The following is a 21047-nucleotide window of genomic DNA, read 5'->3' on the forward strand; positions in this document are numbered from 1 at the left end:
CGCCGTGAACCAGCCAGCCGTATCGCCGACGCTCGACACGTTGTTTCAGCGCACGCTGATGCGGCAGCCGCACGCAACCGCGCTGCTCGATCCCCTCAACAAGGCGCGCGTGACCGGGCACCAGCCGCGGCGGATGAGCTATGCCGAGACTGACACGGCCATCGAGGCGCTGTCGGCACACTTTGTCGAATCGGGCCTGCCGGCCAATTCCGTCATCGCGATCCAGTTGCCCAACACGGTCGAGTTCGTGCTCACCGTGCTCGCCGCCCATCGTGCCGGCCTCGTCGTCGCCGTGCTGCCGCTGCTGTGGCGACACGCGGAACTGACCGCGGCGCTCAACCGCACCGCGGCGCGCGCCATCGTTACCATGAGCACGGTCGACGGCGTCGGCTATGCCGACCTCGCGATGCACGCCGCCGCCGAAGCCTTCTCGATCCGTCATGTCTACGGCTTCGGAGGCGACCTGCCCGAAGGCATGGCCTCGCTCGACGACGTCCTGGCCCGACCGCCCGGCACCACGCGCGCCGTGATCCAGGACGGCCGCAAGGCGGCGATGATCTCCTTCGACGTCACCGCGGAGGGCTTTCGCCCGGTGCCGCGGCCGCATTTCAGCCTGATCGCCGGCGGTCTTGCGATGTCGCTCGAAGCCGACGTCAAGCAGGGCGCGACCGTGATGGCGGCGTTCACGCCGATGTCGTTTGCGGGCCTCGCCTCCTCGCTCGCGGTGTGGCTGCTCTCGGGTGGCACGTTGGCACTGCATCACCCGTTCGAGAACGAGGTGCTGGAGCAGCAGATCAACGCGCATGAATGCGAGGTGCTGATCGCGCCGGCGCAGCTCGCGCTGCGCCTCGGCGATTCCGACCTCGCGGCGCGGATGCCCACTTTGCGCAACGTCATCGGCCTGTGGCGCGCGCCCGAGCAGGTGGCGGCAAGCGATGCCTGGATCGCGCCGCATGCGCCGCTGACCGACGTCTACCTGTTCGGCGAGGCCGGACTGTTCGGCGCTCGCCGCGGCGAAGACGGCATGCCAGTGCCGGTGATGCCGGGACCGCACGGCGCCCCGCGCGAGCAGTCAGGCTCCTCCATCGCCGGCGAGATCCTGCTGACGCCGAAGGGCACGCTCGGCCTGCGCGGCGCGATGGTGCCGATCGCGGCGTACGCCCCGCCGCAGCCGGTCGGCGAGAGCCTGACGGCGCAGCCGCCGCGCGACTATGTCGACACCGGCTATGCGGCGCGGCTCGACCGTGCCAGCGGCGCCATCTGCATCACCGCGCCGCCTTCCGGCATCATGGCGGTCGGCGGCTACCGCTTTCTCTCCAACGATCTCCAGGAATGGGCGCGCCGGCTCGGCCAGGGCGCCCTGCTCACCGCGCTGCCCGACCGCCTCTCCGGCCACCGGCTGGCAGGGCGGGCCCAGGACAATGCCCGCGCCCGCGAGGCGCTCAGCGAGCTCGGGCTTAACCCCCTGATGGTCGAGGCTTTTCGCGACCGCTCCGGGCCGGCTTGAGACAGTTTCGGCGCTTGCGTTGACGCAGCATTAAGGCGGCCAAACTAGATTGCGCGGCATCTGTTGCGTGATCTTGAGTCTTTTGATGTCCCAGGCGGGCCCGATCCTGTTTGTGTCCGATGCCCACCGCCCCGCCTTCGTGGCGGCGCTGGACGAGGCCCGGCTCTTTCCGGTGGTCGACACCGACTGGGCCGACGCGGCGCGCGCCGTCGAAGCGGTGCAGCCGGCCGCGGTTCTCGCTGCGATGCCTGCCGGACACGAGCCGCATGTGGCGGCGCTTGCAAAGAAGATTGCCGATCAATCGCCTTACCTTCCGTTCGTGATCCTGGATGCGGCGGGCATGCTGCCGCACAACGCCCTGCCCTTCTCCTCGCGCGGCGGCAATCCCGACCGCCTGATCGCGCGGCTCCGTGCCGCGCTACGCGTACGCACACTGCATGCAACGGTGCTGCGCCGGCTGCCGGAAGCGAAGGTCGCGCTGCCGGAGGGCGATCCCGCACGCGATGCCACCGTGCTGCTGATCGGTCGCGGCGCGGCCTATCCTGCGCTCTCCGTCGCGCTGGGTGAGCGCGTCGGCGTGGTCGGTGCGCTCTCGATCGAGGCCGCCGCCAAACACCTCAACACCCGCGACCTCGACGGCGTCGTGCTCGCCGAAGGTTTTACCGCGCGCGTGACCGATGCCTTCCTCACGGTGCTCGCGGAGGACACCCGCTTCCGCAGCCTGCCCGTGGTCGTCACCGCGCACCAGCTGACGCAAACTTATGACCTGCCCAATCTCGAGCTGATCCAGGGCGAGCCGGCCAAGGTCGCCGCCAACGCGCTGCCCTTGATCCGCCAGCACGCCATGGAAGCGCAGCTGAGCCGCACGCTGCGCTCGATCGATGCCGGCGGCTGGATCGATCCGCGCAGTGGCCTGCTCACGGTGGAAGCCTTCGCCCGCGATTTTGCCAAGGCGGTCGAGCAGACGCTCGCCCGCGGCGGCGGCCTATCGGTCGCCCGCTTCGCTTTCGATCCCAATAATTCCCGCGCTCAGTTAGATGCTGCGCGTATCCTGAGCCGCCTGATGCGGCAGATGGATTTTGGCGCGGCGCAGAAGGACGGCTCGGTCATCGTCGTGTTCGCCGAGACCGACTTCCGCACCGCGCACATGATCGCCCGCCGGCTGTCGGCCGTGATGCGGCACACCTCCAACGGCAAGCACGAGATGCGCAGCGATCCCGTCGTCAGCGTGGACTCGCTGTCGCCGTCGGATACCGCAAGGTCGCTGCTGGCGCGCCTGTCGGCGGACGCATCAAGGGCGGCGTCGTAGTTTTCTCGCGCGCTATCGCAACAAACACCGTCGTTGCGAGCGAAGCGAAGCGATCCAGTCTATCTCCGCGGACGCATTTCTGGATTGCTTCGCTACGCTCGCAATGACGTGGTGAGGCTGGTGCCTCCTACGCCGCCTTCTTGCTCTCGGCGAGCTGCGCCAATTGCCGCATGATCTCCGTGGTGCCGACGAGGCGCTCTTCCGGCGTCTCCCAATCCTGCAGGAACACCACCTTCATGTCGGGCCGCACCTTGGCGGCCTGGCCGTAACTGCGGATGAAGCCGACGAGGCGATCGGGATAGGCGAAGGAATTGTCGCGGAAGACGATGACGGCGCCCTTCGGGCCAGCGTCGATCTTCTCGACATTGGCGCGGCGGCAGAACGCCTTGATCGCGGCGACCTTGAACAGGTAACGCACCTCGTCGGGCAGCACGCCGAAGCGATCGCGCATCTCGGCACCGAAATTCTCGATTTCCTCCTCGGTGTCGAGATCGGCGAGGCGCCGGTACAGCGACAGCCGCACCGAGAGGTCGCTGACGTAATCCTCCGGAATGAGCACGGGCATGCCGATGGTGATCGACGGCGACCAGCGGTCGGCGGCGGGCTCGGAGACGCCGGCCTTGAGGTTGACGATCGCCTCCTCCAGCATCGACTGGTAGAGCTCGAAGCCGACCTCCTTGATGTGGCCGGACTGCTCCTCGCCCAAGAGATTGCCGGCGCCGCGGATGTCGAGATCGTGGGAGGCGAGCTGGAAGCCGGCGCCCAGCGTCTCCAACGATTGCAGCACGGTGAGCCGGCGCTCGGCCTGCGCGGTGATCTTCTGCTGCGCCGGCAGCGTGAACAGCGCGTAGGCGCGCAGCTTGGAGCGACCGACGCGGCCGCGGAGCTGGTAGAGCTGGGCGAGGCCGAACATGTCGGCGCGGTGCACGATCAGCGTGTTGGCGTTGGGGATGTCGAGGCCGGACTCGACAATCGTCGTGGACAGCAGGATGTCGAACTTGCCGTCGTAGAACGCGGTCATGATGTCCTCGATCACGGCGGGCGGCATCTGGCCGTGCGCGACCGCGACCTTCATCTCCGGCACGTTCTTGTCGAGGAAGTCCTTAACCTCGGCGAGATCGTCGATGCGCGGCACCACGTAGAAGGCCTGGCCGCCGCGATAGCGCTCGCGCAAGAGCGCCTCGCGGATCATCAGCGGATCATGCGGGGCGACGAAGGTGCGGACCGCGAGGCGGTCGACCGGGGGCGATGCGATGATCGAGAGCTCGCGGACGCCGGTCAAAGCAAGCTGAAGTGTGCGTGGGATCGGCGTCGCCGACAGCGTCAGCACGTGCACCTCGGAGCGAAGCGCTTTCAGCCGCTCCTTGTGGGTGACGCCGAAATGCTGCTCCTCGTCGACGATGACGAGGCCGAGATCGCGGAATTTGATGGCCTTGCCGAGCAGCGCATGGGTGCCGACGACAATGTCGACCGAACCGTCGGCAATACCCTTCTTGACCTGGTTCAGCTCCTTGGTCGCGATCAGGCGCGAGGCCTGCGCCACATTCACCGGAAAGCCCTTGAAGCGCTCGTTGAAGGTTTTGGCGTGCTGGCGTGCCAGCAGCGTGGTCGGCACCACGACAGCGACCTGCTTGCCTTCGAGCGCAACGGCAAACGCCGCGCGAAGCGCAACCTCGGTCTTGCCGAAGCCGACGTCGCCGCAGATCAGCCGGTCCATCGGACGGCCGAGCTCGAGGTCCTTCAGGGTGGATTCGATGGCCCCTAACTGGTCCTCGGTCTCGTCATAGGGGAAGCGCGCGCAGAACTCGTCATAGAGGCCCTGCTGCACCGGCAGCTTGGGCGCCTCGTGCAGATGGCGCGCGGCGGCGATCTTGATCAGCTCGCCCGCGATCTCGCGGATACGGTTCTTGAGTTTCGCCTTGCGCGTCTGCCAGCCGGAGCCGCCGAGACGATCGAGCTCGACCGTCGTCTGGTCGGAGCCATAGCGCGACAAGAGCTCGATGTTCTCGACCGGCAGAAACAGCTTGGTCTCCGCCGCATAATGCAGCTCGAGACAGTCATGCGGCGCGCCGGCAACATCCAACGTCTGCAGGCCGATGAAGCGGCCGATGCCATGCTCGACATGGACGACGATGTCGCCGGCGGCAAGGCTCGTCACCTCCGAGATGAAATTGTCGAGCTTGCGGCTGGCCTTGCGCGGCCGCACCAGGCGGTCGCCCAAAATGTCCTGCTCGCTGATGATGGCGATCTCGTCGGTCTCGAAACCGCTCTCGAGGCCAAGCACGGCGAGCATTGTCTCGTTGCGCGGGGTCGCCTGCACCGTGCGCCAGGCGTTGACGCTGGTGGTATGGGCGAGCTTGTGGTCGCGCAGCATCGAGGTCATGCGGTCGCGCGAGCCTTCGGTCCACAGCGCGATCACGACCTTCTTGCGCTGCGCCTGCAGCGCCATGACGTGGCTGACGACGGACTCGAACACGTTGACGGTGGTGTCGTTGCGCTCCGGCGCGAAATCGCGGCCCTTGCGCGCGCCGGCATCGACGACACTGGTGCCGTCGGTCGGGACCGAAAATGCCGTCAGCCGCGCCAGCGGGATGTCCCCCAGGCGCTTGGTCCATTCCTCGTCGGTCAGATAGAGCCGATCGGGCGGCAGCGGCTTGTAGATGGCGCCGCTGCCCGGATGCTCCATCGCATCGCGGCGCGCTTCGTAATAGTCCTGGATCTGCTTGAAGCGCTCGCGCACGGCGTCCTCGGCCTGCGGCTCGATGGCGACGGCCGCACCTTGCAGATAGTCGAACAGCGTGTCCATCCGGTCCTGGAACAGCGGCAGCCAGTGCTCCATGCCGGGATGGCGCCGACCCTCGCTGACGGCCTCATAGAGCGCATCGTCGCGCTCGGGCGCGCCGAACTCGGCGACATAGCCCATGCGGAAGCGGCGGATGGTGTCGGTGACGAGCTGGAACTCGGAGACCGGCACGAGGTCGAGCGAGCGCATGTCGAGCAGCGTGCGCTGGGTCTCGGCATCGAAGGAACGGATCGATTCCAGGCTGTCGCCGAAGAAATCGAAGCGGACCGGCTGCTCGAGGCCGGCTGGAAAGAGGTCGAGGATACCGCCACGCACAGCGTATTCGCCGGGCTCGCGCACGGTGGAGGAGCGGTTGTAGCCGTTGTGCTCCAGCCAGGCGACGACGGTGTCCATCGGTACCACATTGCCCGGTGCGACCGACAACGCCTGCGCGGCGACAAGCTCGCGCGCGGGCACGCGCTGCACCACGGCGTTCACCGTCGTCAGCACGATCAGCGGCTTGTCGCTGCCAGTGAGCGAGGCGAGCCGCGCCAGCGTGGTCAGGCGCTGGGCGAGGATGCCGCCATGCGGCGAGACGCGGTCATAGGGCTGGCAGTCCCAGGCCGGAAAGGTCAGGACCGGCAGATCGGGAGCAAAGAATTGCAGCGCGCGTTCGAGCTGCTGCATGCGCGGCCCGTCGCGGCAGACCACGGCGAGGCTGACCGCCGGCTTCTTCGGGCGTGCCGCGATGGCGCGGGCGAGATCGGAGACGACGAGGCCCTCGGCGCCTTCGGCAACATTGGCGAGCGTCAGCGCGCGGCCGGGCGCTAGCAGCTCGGCGGGAGATTTCATGCCCTGCTTCATGCGTTTTCGTCCGCGATCGGAAACGCTTTGATGCGGGCAAACAGCGCGCCGGTGACGTCAGCGGACAGCACCTTGTCGCCGGTGATGGCGGCATAGAGATCGGGATCGTTGACCTCGAGCAGGCGCTCGAGCTCGGTCAATTCGGGCTCGGACAGGTTGCCGATCTCGGCGTCCGCAAAACGGCCGAGGATCAGGTCCATCTCGCGCGTGCCGCGATGCCAGCAGCGGAACAAAAGCCGCTTGCGGCGGTCATCCAGCCCGCTGCTCGATCGTGTCGTTCCCGTCATGTCTCAAATCCAGTCAAACGCAGAAAGCCCGGACGTGCCGGGCGGGGGTGGTATAGCCACTCGGACCGGCGGTGTCAGCCCTCGATTTGGCTCCTGATTTGTTTTGGCCCGCTGCCAGCGCAGGGGACGAAAAAAGACGTGGATGCCAGGCATAAAGCGGGGCATGACGGGCCGAAACGATCCTAGATTCGCCTGATGCGCCCTAGCCTGCTCAATCCGCTGTTTGCTCCCGTGACCAGCCTGCCCGGCGTCGGTCCGAAGCAGGACAAGCTGCTGCAGTATCTGCTCAGCCGCAACGAGACGCCGCGGCTGGTCGACCTGCTGCTGCACCTGCCGAGCAAGGTCATCGACCGCAGGGCCCGGCCAAAGATCCGCGACGCCGCAGTCGGAACCATGGTCACGCTGGAGGTCACCGTCGATCGCCATCGCCCGCCGCCGCCGCGCAACGCGCGCGCGCCGTATCTGGTCTATGCCAGCGACGATACCGGCGACGTCGTTCTGACCTTCTTCCGCGCCAAGCCCGGCTATGTCGAGAAGCTGTTGCCGATGGGGGAGAAGCGCTTCGTCTCTGGCACGCTGCAGATGTATGACGGCATCCCGCAGATCGTGCATCCCGACCGCGTGCTGGACGAGGAGGCGATCGCAAAGCTCTCCGGCATCGATCCGGTCTATCCGCTGACGGAGGGCCTCGCGCTCGGCTCGCTCCGCCGCGCGATTGCGCAGGCGCTACAGAAGCTCCCCGCATTGCCTGAGTGGATCAGCCCGGAGGTGCTGCGCCGCTGCCACTTCCCGCCGATCGTTCAAGCGCTCACGCGCGTGCACCAGCCGGTCGAGCTCACGGACATTTTGCCCGATCATCCGTTCTGGTCGCGTCTCGCGTTCGATGAGCTGCTGGCCGGCCAGCTCGCGCTCGCGCTGATCCGCGCGCAGCTGCGTCGGCCGGCCGGCGTCCGCAATGCCGGCGACGGCCACCTGCGCAACAAGATCATCGACGCCCTGCCCTATGCACTGACGCCGTCCCAGCGTGGCGCCGCGGCCGCGATCGCCGAAGACCTCAAGCAGCCGGTGCGCATGCTGCGCCTGCTCCAGGGCGACGTCGGCTCGGGCAAAACGGTCGTAGCGCTGCTCGCTGCCGCCGCGGTCGCCGAAATCGGCAAGCAGGCAGCGCTGATGGCCCCAACCGAAATCCTCGCGCGCCAGCACATCAAGACCATCGCCCCGCTCGCCGAGCGCGCCGGCATGCGCGTCGCCATCCTCACCGGCCGGGAGAAGGGCAAGGAACGGCGCGAAATCATCGCGCAGCTGGCCGAGGGCGAGATCGACCTCCTCGTCGGCACCCATGCGCTGATCCAGAACGACGTGATCTTCCATGATCTTGCGCTCGCCATCGTCGACGAGCAGCACCGCTTCGGCGTGCGCGAGCGCCTCGCGCTGACATCCAAGGGCGAAGCCGTCGACGTGCTGGTGCTGAGCGCAACGCCGATTCCGCGCACGCTGGTGCTGACCTATTTCGGCGACATGGACATCTCCGAGCTGCGCGAAAAGCCGGCCGGCCGACAGCCGATCGACACCCGCGCAGTCGCCATGAGCAGGCTTGGTGAGGTCATGGAGGGTGTCGGCCGCGCGCTCGAAGCCGGCAAGCTGGTCTACTGGATCTGCCCGCTGGTCGATGAATCCGAGGCCGAGGGCACCGAGCACCTGACCAACGCGACCAAGCGTTTCGAGAGCCTGCAAGAGCGCTTCGGCGACCGTGTCGGCCTCGTCCACGGCCAGATGAAAGGCACGGAGAAGGACCGTGTCATGGGCCAGTTCGCCGCCCACGAGATCGGGCTCCTCGTCGCCACCACCGTCGTCGAGGTCGGCGTCGACGTGCCGGCCGCGACCATCATGGTGATCGAGAACGCCGAGCGTTTTGGCCTCGCCCAGCTGCACCAGCTGCGCGGCCGCATCGGCCGCGGCTCGGAGGCCTCGACCTGCATCTTGCTCTACGGCGAGCCGCTCGGCGAGATGTCGAAGGCACGACTGAAGGTGATCCGCGAGACCACCGACGGTTTTCGCATCGCCGAGGAAGACCTGAAGCTGCGCGGCGAAGGCGATGTGCTCGGCGTGCGCCAGAGCGGCCTGCCCGGCTACCGCATCGCGCGCCCGGAGGTGCACGGCCAGCTCATCTCCCAGGCCCGCGACGAAGCGCTGCGCATCCTCAAGGACGATCCGAAGCTCAAGGGCGAGCGCGGCGAGGCGCTACGGTGCCTGCTGTATTTGTATGAGCGGGACGAGGCGATCCCGCTGATCGGCGCGGGCTAGTCTACTCGGCGCGAAGTTTATCCAAGTGCTGGATGATAAAGCTGCACTTCGTTGCGACGCGAGGCGCGCTGTCTTCGGCCTCATAGATGCGCAGAGCATGTCCAATTACCGAGCGATCCCCACACCCCTTCAGCTTGGGATCAAGGATAGTCAAAATCCTCGCTTGGCCTTGTCGTGGAATACAGCTTGCCAGCGCATCCAGCGCAACAAGACTGAGCGGACGGCCGCTTGCAAGCCAGCTCTGAACCCGGCTCCAATGTAGATCGGAAAGTGATGCAAGCTGCCCCCAGGACGCAGCGACGTCCTGGGGCGGGAGATGGGCCTCGATCCAATCCAGTACCGCGGCCGCACGAAACCACGACAGGGCTGACATTTGTTTTTCCAAATCTCGGCCGTGGACCACTTGTAAAGCGTCGATCGTCTTGTGAAGTCCCTCAGGAGCCGGCAAGCACTTTGCGGCCGCCTCTGCCCAGATGAACAGCGATACATCGCGCCAGGCTCTGTTGAATTGTGCGCGCACCCATGGTGCAGCCGGGCTGCCGACGACATTCGCACACAGTTGGACCATCGTCTCCCACACCTGCCGATTGCCCGCATCGGCGCGGTGCTCAATTGCTGCGAGAACCGTGCCGATGGGGAATGGCCTGAACGCTTCAAATTCCTCTTTTCCGAGGTGCCAGCGCGTGACGCAAAAATCGATCAAGCGCTCAAGCGATCGGGCGCACATTTCCAGTGTGGGCGCGTGCTTCTCATCGATTACGTCGTCGTCCACGTCCGGTTGGCAGGCCCGTCCGTCCTGATCATAGAAATCGTCATGCAGCAGGAATTTGGCCCAACCATGTAAAGCAGCAAGGTTGAACCATTCGATCGGCCGGAGCGCTCGATATCGCAGACGATCGGCACATTCGTGACATAGCCTGTACGGCTCCACGGGATCATCGTCGCGAACGTCCTCAGCAGCCGGTGCTTGACGGCACGCTTGGCAAACCCAATGAACAGGAATTTCCTTGGTCATGACCGCTTCGGGTAACGGGGTGCGTATTTCAGCCAACTAGCGCATTATTGGGCAGATACAGCCCTTCGCCGCCCGATCTCGTAGGCCGCGACATGCGCGCGGGCGAGGTCCAGCAGCGGTGTGTCGACGCCGAGCGTACGGGCCCGATTGGCCATATCGCCCAAAATATGCTCCGCCTCGGTGATCGAGCCGCGCTCGATGTCGCGCAGCATCGAGGCCTTCAGCGGCGAATCCAGCGTGGTGAACAGTTTTCGGTCAAACTCGATGAACGGCGCGCGTGGCTCGAAACCTGAAGCTGTCGCAACAGTGCAGCATTCCGCAAACAGGCGGAAAATCGACTGCTCGCCGTTGGGCACGGCCAGGATGTCTCCGATACTCGCGCGCATCAGGCAGGTGATGCCGGCAAGCGTAGTGAGCTGAACGAATTTCTCCCACATGTCCTGCATGATCGCTTCGCTGGCGCGCACGTCGATGCCGGGGACCTGGAGCAGTGTCTCGAGGGCGAGCGCACGCTCGCTCAACGCCCCCTCGATCTCGCCGAAGACGATCGTCTGACTGGCCATGAACTGGACGACACGACCATCCGCATCGAGTCCGGCACTGACGTTAGCGAGCCCGCCGAGGACGCGCGCGGCGCCGAACCTGGCGCTGAGAGCATCGACATGTTTCAACCCGTTGAGGATCGGCAGGATCATCGTGTTGGCACCGACGGCCGGCGCAAACTGGTTCATCGCGTCGTCGAGCGAGTAGGCCTTCACGCCGACGAGCACGACGTCGAACGCCCCCTTGAGATCGCCAGCTGCAAGAAGCTTCGGCTGCACGGCGAAATCGCCCTGCGGGCTCACGACTTGCAATCCACTCCGCCGCAATTGCTCGGCCCGCTTCTCGCGCACCAGAAAGGTCACGTCGCGGCCCGCTCGAACGAGGCAAGCTCCGTAATAGCCGCCAAGCGCCCCCGCGCCGATGACCAGCACTCTCATTCGAACTCCCGTCGCAGAGGAATTGCGTCCACAGAGATAATAACAGACGGCTTCCGCGCCGTCTCCTCCCCGTCGTTGCGAGGAGCTCCTGCGACGAAGCAATCCAGACTGCCTCCGTGGAAAGATTCTGGATTGCCTCGCTGCACTCGCAACGACGATGCGGATAAAGTTCGGCACGCGTCAATCAGGCTGACTCGCGGAGACGCGATCTTTTCCCGATGCCCATTTCGTGAAACCCCGTCATCATCGTTGACCGGGCGACTAGGCTTTCTTCGCGACGCTCGCAGCGAATGCCTTCATCAGCTCCGCATCCACGGCCTCGCCGTTCGCATCCTGCGCGAGATGCTCGAACCACCTCGCAAAACCCTCGTAGATCTGGCTGGCCGGATGATCGGGTCCGAGGAATCCGGAAATCTCCCGCATCTCCGCGACCCAGCGATAGGCTTTCGGAATCATGTCCGGCAGCGCGACTTCGAGCCGCGCCAGGATCGCCGGCTGGCTGAGCGCGAGCTCGTCGCGCAGCGCATCCGCCGCGCCCGCTTTCGTTGCCGCGATCACCATGGCCGAGCCGATGCCGGCGAGGCCCTTGACGATGCCGGCGTAGGACATTTTCAGAGCCGACGCCGCGCCGACCGGGCCTTCGACGATCCGCACGTCGAGGCCGAGATCCTTCAGCACCGCGACGTCCCTGGCATGCTCGCCGGACATGTAGAAGGTAGGGCTCTTGCCGCCTGGCTGCGGTGGAAAGCCAATGATGCCGGCATCGACGAACGGCGCCTGCGCCGAGCCGATGATCTCCTCGATTCTTTGCACCGTATCGACATTGACCGCATTGCAGTCGACCACGACCGGCTTCTTCTCGCGCCTGACGATCAGCGACGCCAGCCGTTCAGCCAGCGCCACGGCCTCGCCCGGCGGCACGATCGAGAGGATGATGTCGGCGTCCGCAATCTCATCGTCCTCGGCGCCGACCATGCCGGCGTCCGCCGCCCGTTTCAGCGTCGCCTGGCTCCGGCCCTTCAGCGATGTCAGCACGCGGGCGCCGTTTTCGCTGAGCCGGCGGGCCACGGCGCTGCCCATGGCACCGGGGGCGAGGATCGCAATGGTCTTGGACATCGTGCACTCCGGGTCGAATTCCGAGCAGTGCGCTCGGTTCAACCCGAGAATAGCAGAGGACGAATGCGCCCGCGTGATCGCGGCCATCCCGCGGCGGAATGGCCCTACTCCGCCTTCGCAGGCTCGGGCCGGAGCGTGGAGGCATTTGCAATACGCGCGGCATTCGCCACGCCGGCAAGCGCCGCCGCCTTCTTCGGATCAGGTGCCGAGCCCGGCTGCACCACGCCGGCCGACATGATCAGCGTCGCGGCATCCTCTGCGCTGAGATCGACCTCGATGATCTTGCTCTTCGGGACATAGAAGAAGAAGCCGGTGGTCGGGTTCGGCGAGCACGGCAGGAACACCGAGACGTGCTCCTCTTGCCCCGGCAGGTTGCGTGCGATGTCCTCGTTCGGCGATTGCGAGATCAGCACGATCGACCACATGCCCGGCGAGGGAAATTCGACGAGGCCGACTTTGCGGAAGCTCGAGCCTTTGCCGGAGAACAGTGTCTCGAACACCTGCTTCAGGCCGCGATAAATCGCGCGCACCGCGGGGATCCGGCCCAGGAAGGTCTCGCCGACATCCACCAGCGTGCGGCCGATCAGATTGGCGGCGAGGAAGCCGACCAGCGTCAGCGTGAAGAATGCGACAATCAGTCCCCAGCCGGGAACGCCATAGGGCAGATAGGTTTCCGGCCGATAGGCCAACGGCACGAACGGCCGCACCACGCCGTCGACCCAGGTGACGAACCACCAGACCAGATAGAGGGTGATCGCGATCGGCCCCGTCACCACGAGGCCGGTGAGAAAATAGTTGCGGAAGCGGCCCATCAGGCCGGTATGCGGTTCCGGAATGGGATCAAGGGGCGCAGGCGCGTCGTCGCGGGGGGTCATTCGGGTTCCAGGTCGGTCGCTTCAAACAAGCTAGGGTCTTCTAGCAGGTTTTGGAAGACTGCGACCGACCGATATCCCTTTTGCCTATTCCACAGTCACTGATTTCGCGAGGTTGCGCGGCTGGTCGACATCGGTCCCCATCACGACAGCCGTGTGATAGGCGAGCAGCTGCACGGGGACGGCATAGACCATCGGCGTGAAAGCCGCTGCCATATCGGGCATGACAATGGTGACGAGGGACTCGACGGTCGCCTCCGCCGCGCCCTTGGCGTCGGTCATCAGGATGATGTTGCCGCCGCGCGCGGCGACCTCCTGCATGTTGGAGACGGTCTTCTCGAACACGCGGTCGTGCGGTGCGATGACGACGACCGGCATGGTCTCGTCGATCAGCGCGATCGGCCCGTGCTTGAGCTCGCCTGCGGCATAGCCTTCGGCGTGAATGTAGGAGATCTCCTTCAGCTTCAGCGCGCCTTCGAGCGCCAGCGGGAAGCTGGTGCCGCGACCGAGATAGAGCACGTCGCGCGACTTAGCGATCCGGTTCGCGAGCTTCTCGATCTGCAGTTCGTTGGTGAGCGCATCCGCCATCAGGCGCGGGACCTCGACGAGGCCATGGACCAGCTTGGTCTCGTCCTCGTCGGACAATTCGCCACGGGCCTTGCCGGCCGCGATCGCAAGATTTGCCAGAACCATGAGCTGACAGGTGAACGCTTTGGTCGAGGCGACGCCGATCTCGGGACCGGCCAGCGTTGGCAGCACGATTTCGCTCTCGCGCGCGATCGTCGAGGTCGGCACGTTGACGACGGCGATCGTGTGCACGCCCTCGGCCTTGGCATAGCGCAGCGCGGCCAGCGTGTCGGCGGTCTCGCCCGATTGCGAGATGAAGATGGCGAGGTCGCCCTTGCGCAAGGGCGCCTCGCGGTAGCGGAACTCGGAGGCGACGTCGACCTCGACCGGCACACGCGCGAAGCGCTCGAACCAGTATTTTGCGACGAAACCGGCATAGCTCGCGGTGCCGCACGCCGAGATGTTGATGCGCTGGATGTTCTTGAAGTCGAACGGCAGCTTGACGGGCAGCGAGACGCGTTCGGTCGCCATGTCGACGTAGCGCGCCAGCGTGTGGCCGACCACTTCGGGCTGCTCGTGGATCTCCTTGGCCATGAAGTGGCGGTAATTGGCCTTGTCAACCAACGAGGTCGAGGCGGCGTGCCTGATCTTGTCGCGCTGGACGGCGTAGCCGTCCTTGTCGAAGATCGTTGCGCTGTTGCGGGTCAGCACGACCCAGTCGCCGTCCTCGAGATAGCTGATCGTATCGGTGAACGGGCCGAGCGCAATGGCATCGGAGCCGAGATACATCTCGCCGTCGCCGTAACCGATCGCCAGCGGCGGTCCGTTGCGGGCACCGATCATGAGGTCATTGTCGCCGGCGAAGATGAATCCGAGCGCGAAGGCGCCGCGCAGGCGCGCCAGCGTCAGCTTGACGGCCTCGACCGGCTTGTTGCCGCGCGCGAGCAGATCGTCGACCAGGTGCACCACGATCTCGGTGTCGGTCTCGGTGTGGAACACCGTGCCGTTCGTCTCGAGCTCCTCGCGCAGCTCGCGGAAATTCTCAATGATGCCGTTGTGGACGACGGCGACGCGCTCGGTCGCATGCGGATGGGCGTTGTTGACGGTCGGCTTGCCGTGGGTGGCCCAGCGCGTGTGACCGATGCCGGTGGTGCCCTTGAGCGGCTCCGCCTCGAGCCGCTTCTCCAGGTTCTTCAGCTTGCCCTCGGCCCGGCGCCGCTCCAGCTGCGCGCCTTCGAGCGTGGCAACGCCCGCGGAATCGTAACCGCGATATTCGAGACGTTTGAGCGAATCCACCAATTGCTCTGCAACCGGCTGACGCCCGAGAATGCCGACAATCCCGCACATGCGGATCACTATCCCCCAAATCGTCGAAAAATCGCCTAAACGACGCGCTCGGTTTTTAGCGAAGTTCCCAAGGAACCAGAAACTCAATAATTATTGCGGATTGAGACAGCACGGCGCCCGCGACGCCTACTTTGCCTGCGTCGAATTGGCCGGCCTTAAACCGCGCGCATTAACTTGTTGTCAACAAGTTTGACCAACGATTCCGGTCAGGAGAACAAGGCCATGAAAGGCTCATCCGACCGCAAGGGTCTGTCGTCGATGTATCTGCGCGCCAGCGAGACCACGGGCACGCACCTTGCGCATTGGCCGCCGCCCCAGCGCGGCAAGGAAAGCAAGCCCTTTTCATCAAGCATCCCGAAGGCGAGCCGGTGAAGCGCGCCAAGCCGCGCGGCTGGCGCCTGACCCGCGCAATCTTCTCCGAATTCGCCGACGACGAATAGGCAATTCGTAAGACCCTCATGGTGAGGAGCGCGGAACGCGCGTCTCAACCATGAAGGCCCGGGTATCGCCCGCGGCCATCCTTAGAGACACCCGCTTCCAGCGGGCCCTCAGGATGAGGGCGGAGCGTGCCGTGACACAACAGAAATAGCGCTTACTTCTCCGGCTTCTTGCCGCCGGTCTTCATCTCGCGATAGCGCGCGGCGCCGCCTTCCCGGATGGTCTGCTGGTTGCGTTCCAGCGCCATCGCGTCGTCGGGTACATCCTTCGTGATCACCGAGCCGGAGCCGATATAGGCGCCGTTGCCGATTGTCACCGGTGCGACCAGCGAGGAGTTGGTACCGACGAAGGCGCCCTGCCCGATGATCGTCTTGTGCTTCTTGAAGCCGTCGTAATTGCAGGTGATGGTGCCGGCGCCGATGTTGGAATTGGCGCCGACGGTCGCATCGCCGATGTAGGAGAGATGGTTGACCTTGACGCCGGCCTCCAGCGTCGCGGCCTTGGTCTCCACGAAATTACCGATGCGCGCGCCATCGCCGAGCGAGGTGCCGGGACGTAAGCGCGCATAGGGACCGATCGAGACGTTCCTGCCGAGCGTGGTCTGCACGATGTGTGAGAAGGAATGGATCACGGTGCCGTCCGCGATCGACACGCCTGGACCGATCACCACGAACGGCTCGATTGTCACGTCCTTGCCGAACACGGTGTCGGCCGAGAGATAAACGGTTTCCGGTGCGATCAGCGTGACACCGGCCTCCATCGCCGCTTTGCGCAAGCGCGCCTGCATCACGCTTTCTGCTTCCGCGAGCTGCGCCTTGGTGTTGATGCCGCGCACCTCGTCCTCGCTGGTCTCGATCACCACGGACTCCCATCCCTGCCTGCGGACGATTTCGACGGCGTCCGTCAGATAATATTCGCCCTTAGAGTTCGCATTGCCGATCTTATCCAGGATCGCAAGCGCGCGGCGGCCGTCGATCGCCATCACGCCGGCGTTGCACAGGTCGATGTTGCGCTCGTCCGCACTGGCGTCGGCTTGCTCGCGGATCGCGACCAGGCGGTCGCCCTCGACGATGAAGCGGCCGTAGCCGGTAGGATCGGCGGCGCGAAATCCAAGCGCGGCAATCGCGGCGCCTGCGGCGAGCGGCGCGCGTAGCCGCGCAAAGGTCTCGGCCGAGATCAGCGGCGTGTCGCCGAAGGCAATGAGGAGATCATCCGCACCTCGCGCGATCGCTTCGCGCGCCGCCAGCACCGCATGCGCGGTGCCGAGCCGTTCGCTCTGCACGAAGGTGAACACGTCGGGGCGAATGCGCCTTGCCTCATCCGCGACCGCTTGGTGATCGGGGCCGATCACGACCGCGAGCGAGGTGCCGGTTCCCTTGGGCGCGGCCGCGAGCACATGGGCGAGCAATGTCTGGGAAGCGACGGGGTGCAGCACCTTCGGCAGGCTCGATCGCATGCGCGTGCCTTCGCCGGCGGCGAGCACGATCGTGAGGCTGGAACGGGCGGTCATCGAAATCCTGACAGATATAGCCGAATCAATTGGCGCGACGGGCAGCTAGCCCCCTCAGAAGCTATCGCCTTGCTACCCCCGCAAACGCCCGGAATTCAAGTGCGGCGCGCTTTTCCTGTTAATGTTCCCTGATTGATTCGGGGAAGCCGGACAGGGCTGGGCACTTAACGTATATGGCAAAGGATTCCGACCCACTGGCGGATGCCTTCGGCACCAAGGAGACCGGCGGGCTGTTCTCCGGACTTCTGGCCGAGGAAAACGCGTTCGACCGGCGCATGATGTGGCGGCTGGGCTCGTGGGGCGTGGCGGCCGTGGGCGCCGTTGTCATTGCCGTGATCGCCAATCAGGCCCAGCTCGGCTGGCGGCGCGACCAGATTGCGTCCGCCGATTTCGCGCGCCAGGCCGACCGGCTCCAGGTGCTGACGAAGGAGAGCCAAAACGAGGCGCGCCGACTCGCCGCCGCCATCGAGACACTGAACAGCGACCGCGACCGCCTGTATTCGCGCGTCACCGTGCTGGAGCAAGGGCTCGATTCCGTCACCGGCGCCATTGCCAGGCAAACCGCCACGCCGCAGGGCGTGAAGCCGCAGGACGCAGCGCCAGCACCCACAGCGCCCAGCGTCGCGCCGGTCGCCTCGACCCCGACACCGGCGAGCGAGAAGCCGCGCACCGAAGCCGCCAAGGATTCTCAGAAGGACACTCCGAAGGAAACGTGGAAGGAGCTGGCGAGCCCACCGCCGCAGACCGCGGCCGCCGCCTCGCTCGTGCAACAGACGCCGGCAATGAACTCCGCGCTGCCGACCATTCCACTGGTGCCGTCCAAGTCGCTCATGGCGCCGCCGGATCCGGCCGCATCGAAACTGATTCAACCCGAAGCAGCCGAGAAGAAGGCCGAGCCGGCGCCCGGCGCGGCCGAGGTCGTCGCGGCAGCAGCAAAGCCGCCGGAAGCAGCCGACAGCGACTCTCCTGCGATCGCGGTTCAGCAGACGCGCTTTGCGATCGATCTCGGCGGCGCCAACTCGATCGACGGCCTGCGCGCGCTCTGGCGCGGCCTGACCAAGTCCAATCCGGAGATCGCGGCGCTGCGGCCGATCATCATGATCAAGGAAGGCAGCACCGGTCTCGGCATGCAGCTCCGCTTAGGCGCCGGCCCCCTGGTCAACGCCGCCGCCGCCGCAAAATTCTGCGCGAGCCTTACCGAGAGCGACCGTCACTGCGAGACCACCGTATTCGATGGCCAGCGCCTGTCGATGCGTGGCGGCCAAGACAAGAGCCAGGACAAGGGTCAGGAAAAAGCGCAAGAAAAAGGGCAAGAGAAAACTCAAGACAGGGTTCAAGAGAAGAGCTCGGAGAAGAGCCAGGACGCGGTCCCGCAAGCCGAAACCGCGCCCGCGCCGAGCGCAAAGCCCGAGAAGCCGCAGCGCCGCCGCAGCTCTTCCTCAAAACGCTCGAAGCGCGAGGAGCCCGCGCCCGCTCCCGCGGCGCAGCCTGCGCCGGCGCCGGCGAAACCGGAGGCGGCGTCAACGTCCGCGGGATCGACGCTGTCATCGTTCTTCCGGCGCTAGGACGGACTCCGCTTCCACCTGAACGCACGGTGAATGATGGCGTCCTATCGCGCCCGCAGACGGACTCAATTTTCAGCCCGTCATGGAAACCAGCCGCCGATTGCCAAGTTGTCCCGGTCGTGAACCGGAGCGGCCGACATGCAAAATCGCTCGTGCCCGCCTCCATGACCAAGGGAGACACACGTGAAGACATTCATCATCTCAACGGCCGCTGTTCTCGCGGCATCCTCGGCGCTTGCGCAAACGACTAAATCGCCGGGTGCCTCGAGCAACGCACCGGGTCAGCAGATGCAGAACACGACGAAGCCTTCGACAGCTCCCGGCGCCTCCGAATATGCGCCTGGTCATCAGACCAATACCACCGCTGGACCGGGCCATTCGGAAAGTGCGCCCGGACAGAAGATGCAGAACACCACGGGTTCGAGCACCAAGAACACGGGTTCGAGCACCAAGAAGTATTGATGCGCGGTCGAATTCGTTCAACTCCGCCAGACGGCGCCGACCAACCCGGTCGGCGCCGTTGCCTTGTCAGACCGCGCGGCGCGCGCCGCAAGATGACCGTTCAAAGTGATTGTGGCCCGTGCGTCGAGCAGAAACTTCCGCCCGCCCTGTTGCCTGTCCGCGCCATCCCGACCATATTGCCGCCATGACAAAAAAGCCCTTCCGCCTCACGCCCTACCAGGTGCAGTTCCTGATCGTCGTCGGCTTCGCCTCCGTCGGCTATGCGCTTTATGTGCGCTATCTCGCGATTGAGCTGTCGCAGGTCGCCCTCGCCTGCGACGCCGGCCTCCAGACTGCGATCTGCAAGGCGCGTTCGGTTGCGACCGTCCTGTTCAAGAATTCGGTGTTCGGCATCGTTGCGCTGGTGGTGGCGACGCTGAACCTGATGCGGCCGTCGATCGTGCTGCTCACCGTCGGCATCGTCGCCGCCGGTCTCGGCATCGTGCTCTACAATGTCGTGCTGTCGGGCCTGGCGATCGGCCTGTTCATCCTTGGATTTGCTCGGCCCGCGCCCGCCACAGCGTGAGCGCGAACAAGAAATAGATCGCGCAGGTCCACAGCGACTGCCAATTGTCGCGGCCTTCGTTGAAGAGCACGAAGACGGCCGACAGCGCCAGCACGCCCGCGAACACCGCTTCCGCGATCGGACGCTGGCCGATCTGCGGCCGGTTCAGCATCAATAGCGCGAACGGCACCACCGCCATCGTCAGCGAGGCGTAGGGAAAATCCTTGTAGCGCGGGTCGAACACGAAACCGAGCGCGGTCGCCGCCGCGATCACTGCTGTCACCGCCAGCGTCAGGCCGAGCACCGCGGTGAGCTTCGACCATTTGCGCCCCTCGCGCGGGCCGAGCAGGTCGAGAAAGGTCGGAAGGCTGCGGCCGATCACCATCGCCTGCGCGCAGAAGATCGGCGACAGGATGCCGGCGAGCAGCAGCGCGCCCCAGAGCAGCCAGCCGCCGATGCCGTAGCTCTCGTAATACATCTTGTCGGCGCCGATCCCGAGCAGGATGCCCGCGGTCGTCGCCGAGATGCCGACGCCGAGCCAGGCCGAGAAGCGCGGCGTCCACGGCCGCCGGCGCAGCGTGATGAGCGCGACGGCGAACACCAGCACGGAAAGGCCCATGCCCGCGCCCATGTACCATTTCCAGTACGGGAAATTGCTGATCGGCTCGCCCGGCGGATATTTCAGGCTCCGGCGCACCGAATCATACAGGCCCCAATAGCCGCCGACGGTGCCTTCCAGCCTGCGCTTCCACGGCTGGTCGTAGGACTCGATCAGATTGACGCGAAACTTCTGCGCCTTGGCAAGGCTCAGGATTTCCGAGACGACACGCGCCTGGTTGGTGCGCGACGGCAGCGCGGCGTCGCGCATGCGGCCCTCGCTCGGCCAGCCGGTTTCGCCGATCAGGATCTCCTTGCCGGGGAACGCCACCGCCATGCGCTCGCGGATCGCCTCGACATGGGCGGAGGCGAATTTCGCCTTGACGGGGAAATCCTCCCAATAGGGCAGGATGTGGATCGTGACGAAGTCGACCGCGTCATGGACCTCGCGGTTCTTCAGCCAGTATTCCCAGACATCGGCATAGGTCACGGGCACGCTGACCTGCGTCTTCACCAGGCGGATGATGGAGACGAGATCCGCCGTCGTCATCTCGCCGCGCAGCAGCACCTCGTTGCCGACGATGACCGCGGTGATGACGTCGGGGAATTGCTTGGTGAGGCGAATGGCGAGCCCGGCCTGCTCGAAATTCTTGGTGCGGTTGCTGGAGAGCCAGATGCCCTGGAGCACTTTCAGCCCGCCGATTTTGGCGGCGATCGCCGGCACCTGGTCGAGTCCGTTCTCCATCGAATAGGTGCGAACGCAGTCGGTGATTTGCTTGAGCTGGCGCAGGTCCTGCTCGATCTGGTCGGCGTCGATATGGGTCCATGCGTCCAGCGGCGACTGCTCGCCGCGGAACGGCGCGTAGGAGACGCATTGGACCTTGTCGGCGGGGTCAATCGGGGCGCGCGCGAGCGTGATCGGCGTGGCAAGCCACCACCACACGGCAGCGATCGCACCCAACGAAACGAGCAGAAGCGCCA

At 65.5% G+C, this 21047-nt stretch carries 15 protein-coding genes and 1 pseudogene; 7 read left to right on the plus strand and 9 right to left on the minus strand.

Annotation, left to right across the window (positions count from 1 at the left end; genetic code table 11):
- The first annotated feature begins 4 nt into the window (after nt 1-4).
- Both YU9_RS0114220 and YU9_RS0114225 read left to right on the plus strand, forming a co-directional pair.
- Nucleotides 5-1507: a class I adenylate-forming enzyme family protein gene (locus YU9_RS0114220; RefSeq protein ID WP_027573445.1), complete on the plus strand. Its 1503-nt coding sequence runs from the start codon at nt 5-7 to the stop codon at nt 1505-1507.
- A gap of 85 nt (nt 1508-1592) precedes the next feature.
- Nucleotides 1593-2816: a hypothetical protein gene (locus YU9_RS0114225; RefSeq protein ID WP_027573446.1), complete on the plus strand. Its 1224-nt coding sequence runs from the start codon at nt 1593-1595 to the stop codon at nt 2814-2816.
- Nucleotides 2817-2943: 127 nt separating this feature from the next.
- On the opposite strand, the gene mfd is transcribed toward YU9_RS0114225, so the two are convergent.
- On the minus strand, nt 2944-6462 hold the full coding sequence (gene mfd, locus YU9_RS0114230) for a transcription-repair coupling factor (protein WP_027573447.1): 3519 nt from the start codon (nt 6460-6462) through the stop codon (nt 2944-2946).
- Complete coding sequence (locus YU9_RS0114235) at nt 6459-6749, minus strand: succinate dehydrogenase assembly factor 2 (protein WP_027573448.1); 291 nt, start codon at nt 6747-6749, stop codon at nt 6459-6461. The genes mfd and YU9_RS0114235 overlap by 4 nt, the downstream gene beginning before the upstream one ends.
- Nucleotides 6750-6944: 195 nt before the next feature.
- Here YU9_RS0114235 and recG point away from each other — a divergent pair, with 195 nt between their 5' ends.
- Nucleotides 6945-9053, plus strand: coding sequence for an ATP-dependent DNA helicase RecG (gene recG / locus YU9_RS0114240; RefSeq protein ID WP_027573449.1), 2109 nt, complete (start codon nt 6945-6947; stop codon nt 9051-9053).
- 1 nt (nt 9054) lies between these two features.
- On the opposite strand, the gene YU9_RS0114245 is transcribed toward recG, so the two are convergent.
- The 5 genes from YU9_RS0114245 to glmS all read right to left on the minus strand — a co-directional run bounded on the left by YU9_RS0114245 (nt 9055) and on the right by glmS (nt 14950).
- Nucleotides 9055-10068, minus strand: coding sequence for a hypothetical protein (locus YU9_RS0114245; RefSeq protein WP_156951874.1), 1014 nt, complete (start codon nt 10066-10068; stop codon nt 9055-9057).
- A gap of 44 nt (nt 10069-10112) precedes the next feature.
- Complete coding sequence (gene panE / locus YU9_RS0114250) at nt 10113-11048, minus strand: 2-dehydropantoate 2-reductase (RefSeq protein WP_027573451.1); 936 nt, start codon at nt 11046-11048, stop codon at nt 10113-10115.
- 261 nt (nt 11049-11309) lie between these two features.
- Nucleotides 11310-12164, minus strand: coding sequence for an NAD(P)-dependent oxidoreductase (locus tag YU9_RS0114255; RefSeq protein ID WP_027573452.1), 855 nt, complete (start codon nt 12162-12164; stop codon nt 11310-11312).
- A gap of 104 nt (nt 12165-12268) precedes the next feature.
- A complete protein-coding gene (locus YU9_RS0114260) occupies nt 12269-13039 on the minus strand; it encodes a DUF502 domain-containing protein (protein ID WP_027573453.1) in 771 nt (256 codons plus the stop codon).
- 84 nt (nt 13040-13123) lie between these two features.
- Nucleotides 13124-14950 (minus strand): glutamine--fructose-6-phosphate transaminase (isomerizing), encoded by a 1827-nt coding sequence (glmS, locus tag YU9_RS0114265; protein WP_027573454.1) that lies wholly within the window; start codon nt 14948-14950, stop codon nt 13124-13126.
- 222 nt (nt 14951-15172) lie between these two features.
- Here glmS and YU9_RS41415 point away from each other — a divergent pair.
- Nucleotides 15173-15390, plus strand: a pseudogene (locus YU9_RS41415) (hypothetical protein).
- Nucleotides 15391-15542: 152 nt separating this feature from the next.
- On the opposite strand, the gene glmU reads toward YU9_RS41415, so the two are convergent.
- Nucleotides 15543-16898, minus strand: coding sequence for a bifunctional UDP-N-acetylglucosamine diphosphorylase/glucosamine-1-phosphate N-acetyltransferase GlmU (gene glmU, locus YU9_RS0114275; protein WP_027573455.1), 1356 nt, complete (start codon nt 16896-16898; stop codon nt 15543-15545).
- A 173-nt stretch (nt 16899-17071) separates the two neighbouring features.
- On the opposite strand from glmU, the gene YU9_RS0114280 reads away from it, so the two are divergent.
- The 3 genes from YU9_RS0114280 to YU9_RS0114290 all read left to right on the plus strand — a co-directional run bounded on the left by YU9_RS0114280 (nt 17072) and on the right by YU9_RS0114290 (nt 19490).
- Nucleotides 17072-18463 carry a hypothetical protein gene (locus YU9_RS0114280; protein WP_027573456.1) on the plus strand — a complete coding sequence of 464 codons (1392 nt, stop codon included), beginning with the start codon at nt 17072-17074 and terminating at the stop codon, nt 18461-18463.
- Nucleotides 18464-18646: 183 nt separating this feature from the next.
- On the plus strand, nt 18647-18925 hold the full coding sequence (locus YU9_RS0114285) for a hypothetical protein (protein ID WP_027573457.1): 279 nt from the start codon (nt 18647-18649) through the stop codon (nt 18923-18925).
- Nucleotides 18926-19109: 184 nt separating this feature from the next.
- Entirely contained in the window at nt 19110-19490 is a 381-nt protein-coding gene (locus tag YU9_RS0114290) for a hypothetical protein (protein WP_027573458.1), read from the plus strand.
- Here YU9_RS0114290 and YU9_RS0114295 read toward each other — a convergent pair.
- Nucleotides 19450-21027, minus strand: coding sequence for a beta-(1-6) glucans synthase (locus YU9_RS0114295; protein WP_245266378.1), 1578 nt, complete (start codon nt 21025-21027; stop codon nt 19450-19452). The genes YU9_RS0114290 and YU9_RS0114295 overlap by 41 nt on opposite strands.
- Between the last annotated feature and the right edge of the window lie 20 nt (nt 21028-21047).

This window comes from Bradyrhizobium sp. WSM1743, assembly GCF_000473065.1.
Lineage (GTDB): Bacteria > Pseudomonadota > Alphaproteobacteria > Rhizobiales > Xanthobacteraceae > Bradyrhizobium.

Bases quoted from the DNA above. Each gene is read 5' to 3' on its own strand.
- YU9_RS0114225 (WP_027573446.1), top strand. From the start codon at position 1,593: ATGTCCCAGGCGGGCCCGATCCTGTTTGTGTCCGATGCCCACCGCCCC.
- mfd (WP_027573447.1), bottom strand. From the start codon at position 6,462: ATGAAGCAGGGCATGAAATCTCCCGCCGAGCTGCTAGCGCCCGGCCGC.
- YU9_RS0114235 (WP_027573448.1), bottom strand. From the start codon at position 6,749: ATGACGGGAACGACACGATCGAGCAGCGGGCTGGATGACCGCCGCAAG.
- recG (WP_027573449.1), top strand. From the start codon at position 6,945: ATGCGCCCTAGCCTGCTCAATCCGCTGTTTGCTCCCGTGACCAGCCTG.
- YU9_RS0114245 (WP_156951874.1), bottom strand. From the start codon at position 10,068: ATGACCAAGGAAATTCCTGTTCATTGGGTTTGCCAAGCGTGCCGTCAA.
- panE (WP_027573451.1), bottom strand. From the start codon at position 11,048: ATGAGAGTGCTGGTCATCGGCGCGGGGGCGCTTGGCGGCTATTACGGA.
- YU9_RS0114255 (WP_027573452.1), bottom strand. From the start codon at position 12,164: ATGTCCAAGACCATTGCGATCCTCGCCCCCGGTGCCATGGGCAGCGCC.
- YU9_RS0114260 (WP_027573453.1), bottom strand. From the start codon at position 13,039: ATGACCCCCCGCGACGACGCGCCTGCGCCCCTTGATCCCATTCCGGAA.
- glmS (WP_027573454.1), bottom strand. From the start codon at position 14,950: ATGTGCGGGATTGTCGGCATTCTCGGGCGTCAGCCGGTTGCAGAGCAA.
- glmU (WP_027573455.1), bottom strand. From the start codon at position 16,898: ATGACCGCCCGTTCCAGCCTCACGATCGTGCTCGCCGCCGGCGAAGGC.
- YU9_RS0114280 (WP_027573456.1), top strand. From the start codon at position 17,072: ATGGCAAAGGATTCCGACCCACTGGCGGATGCCTTCGGCACCAAGGAG.
- YU9_RS0114290 (WP_027573458.1), top strand. From the start codon at position 19,110: ATGACAAAAAAGCCCTTCCGCCTCACGCCCTACCAGGTGCAGTTCCTG.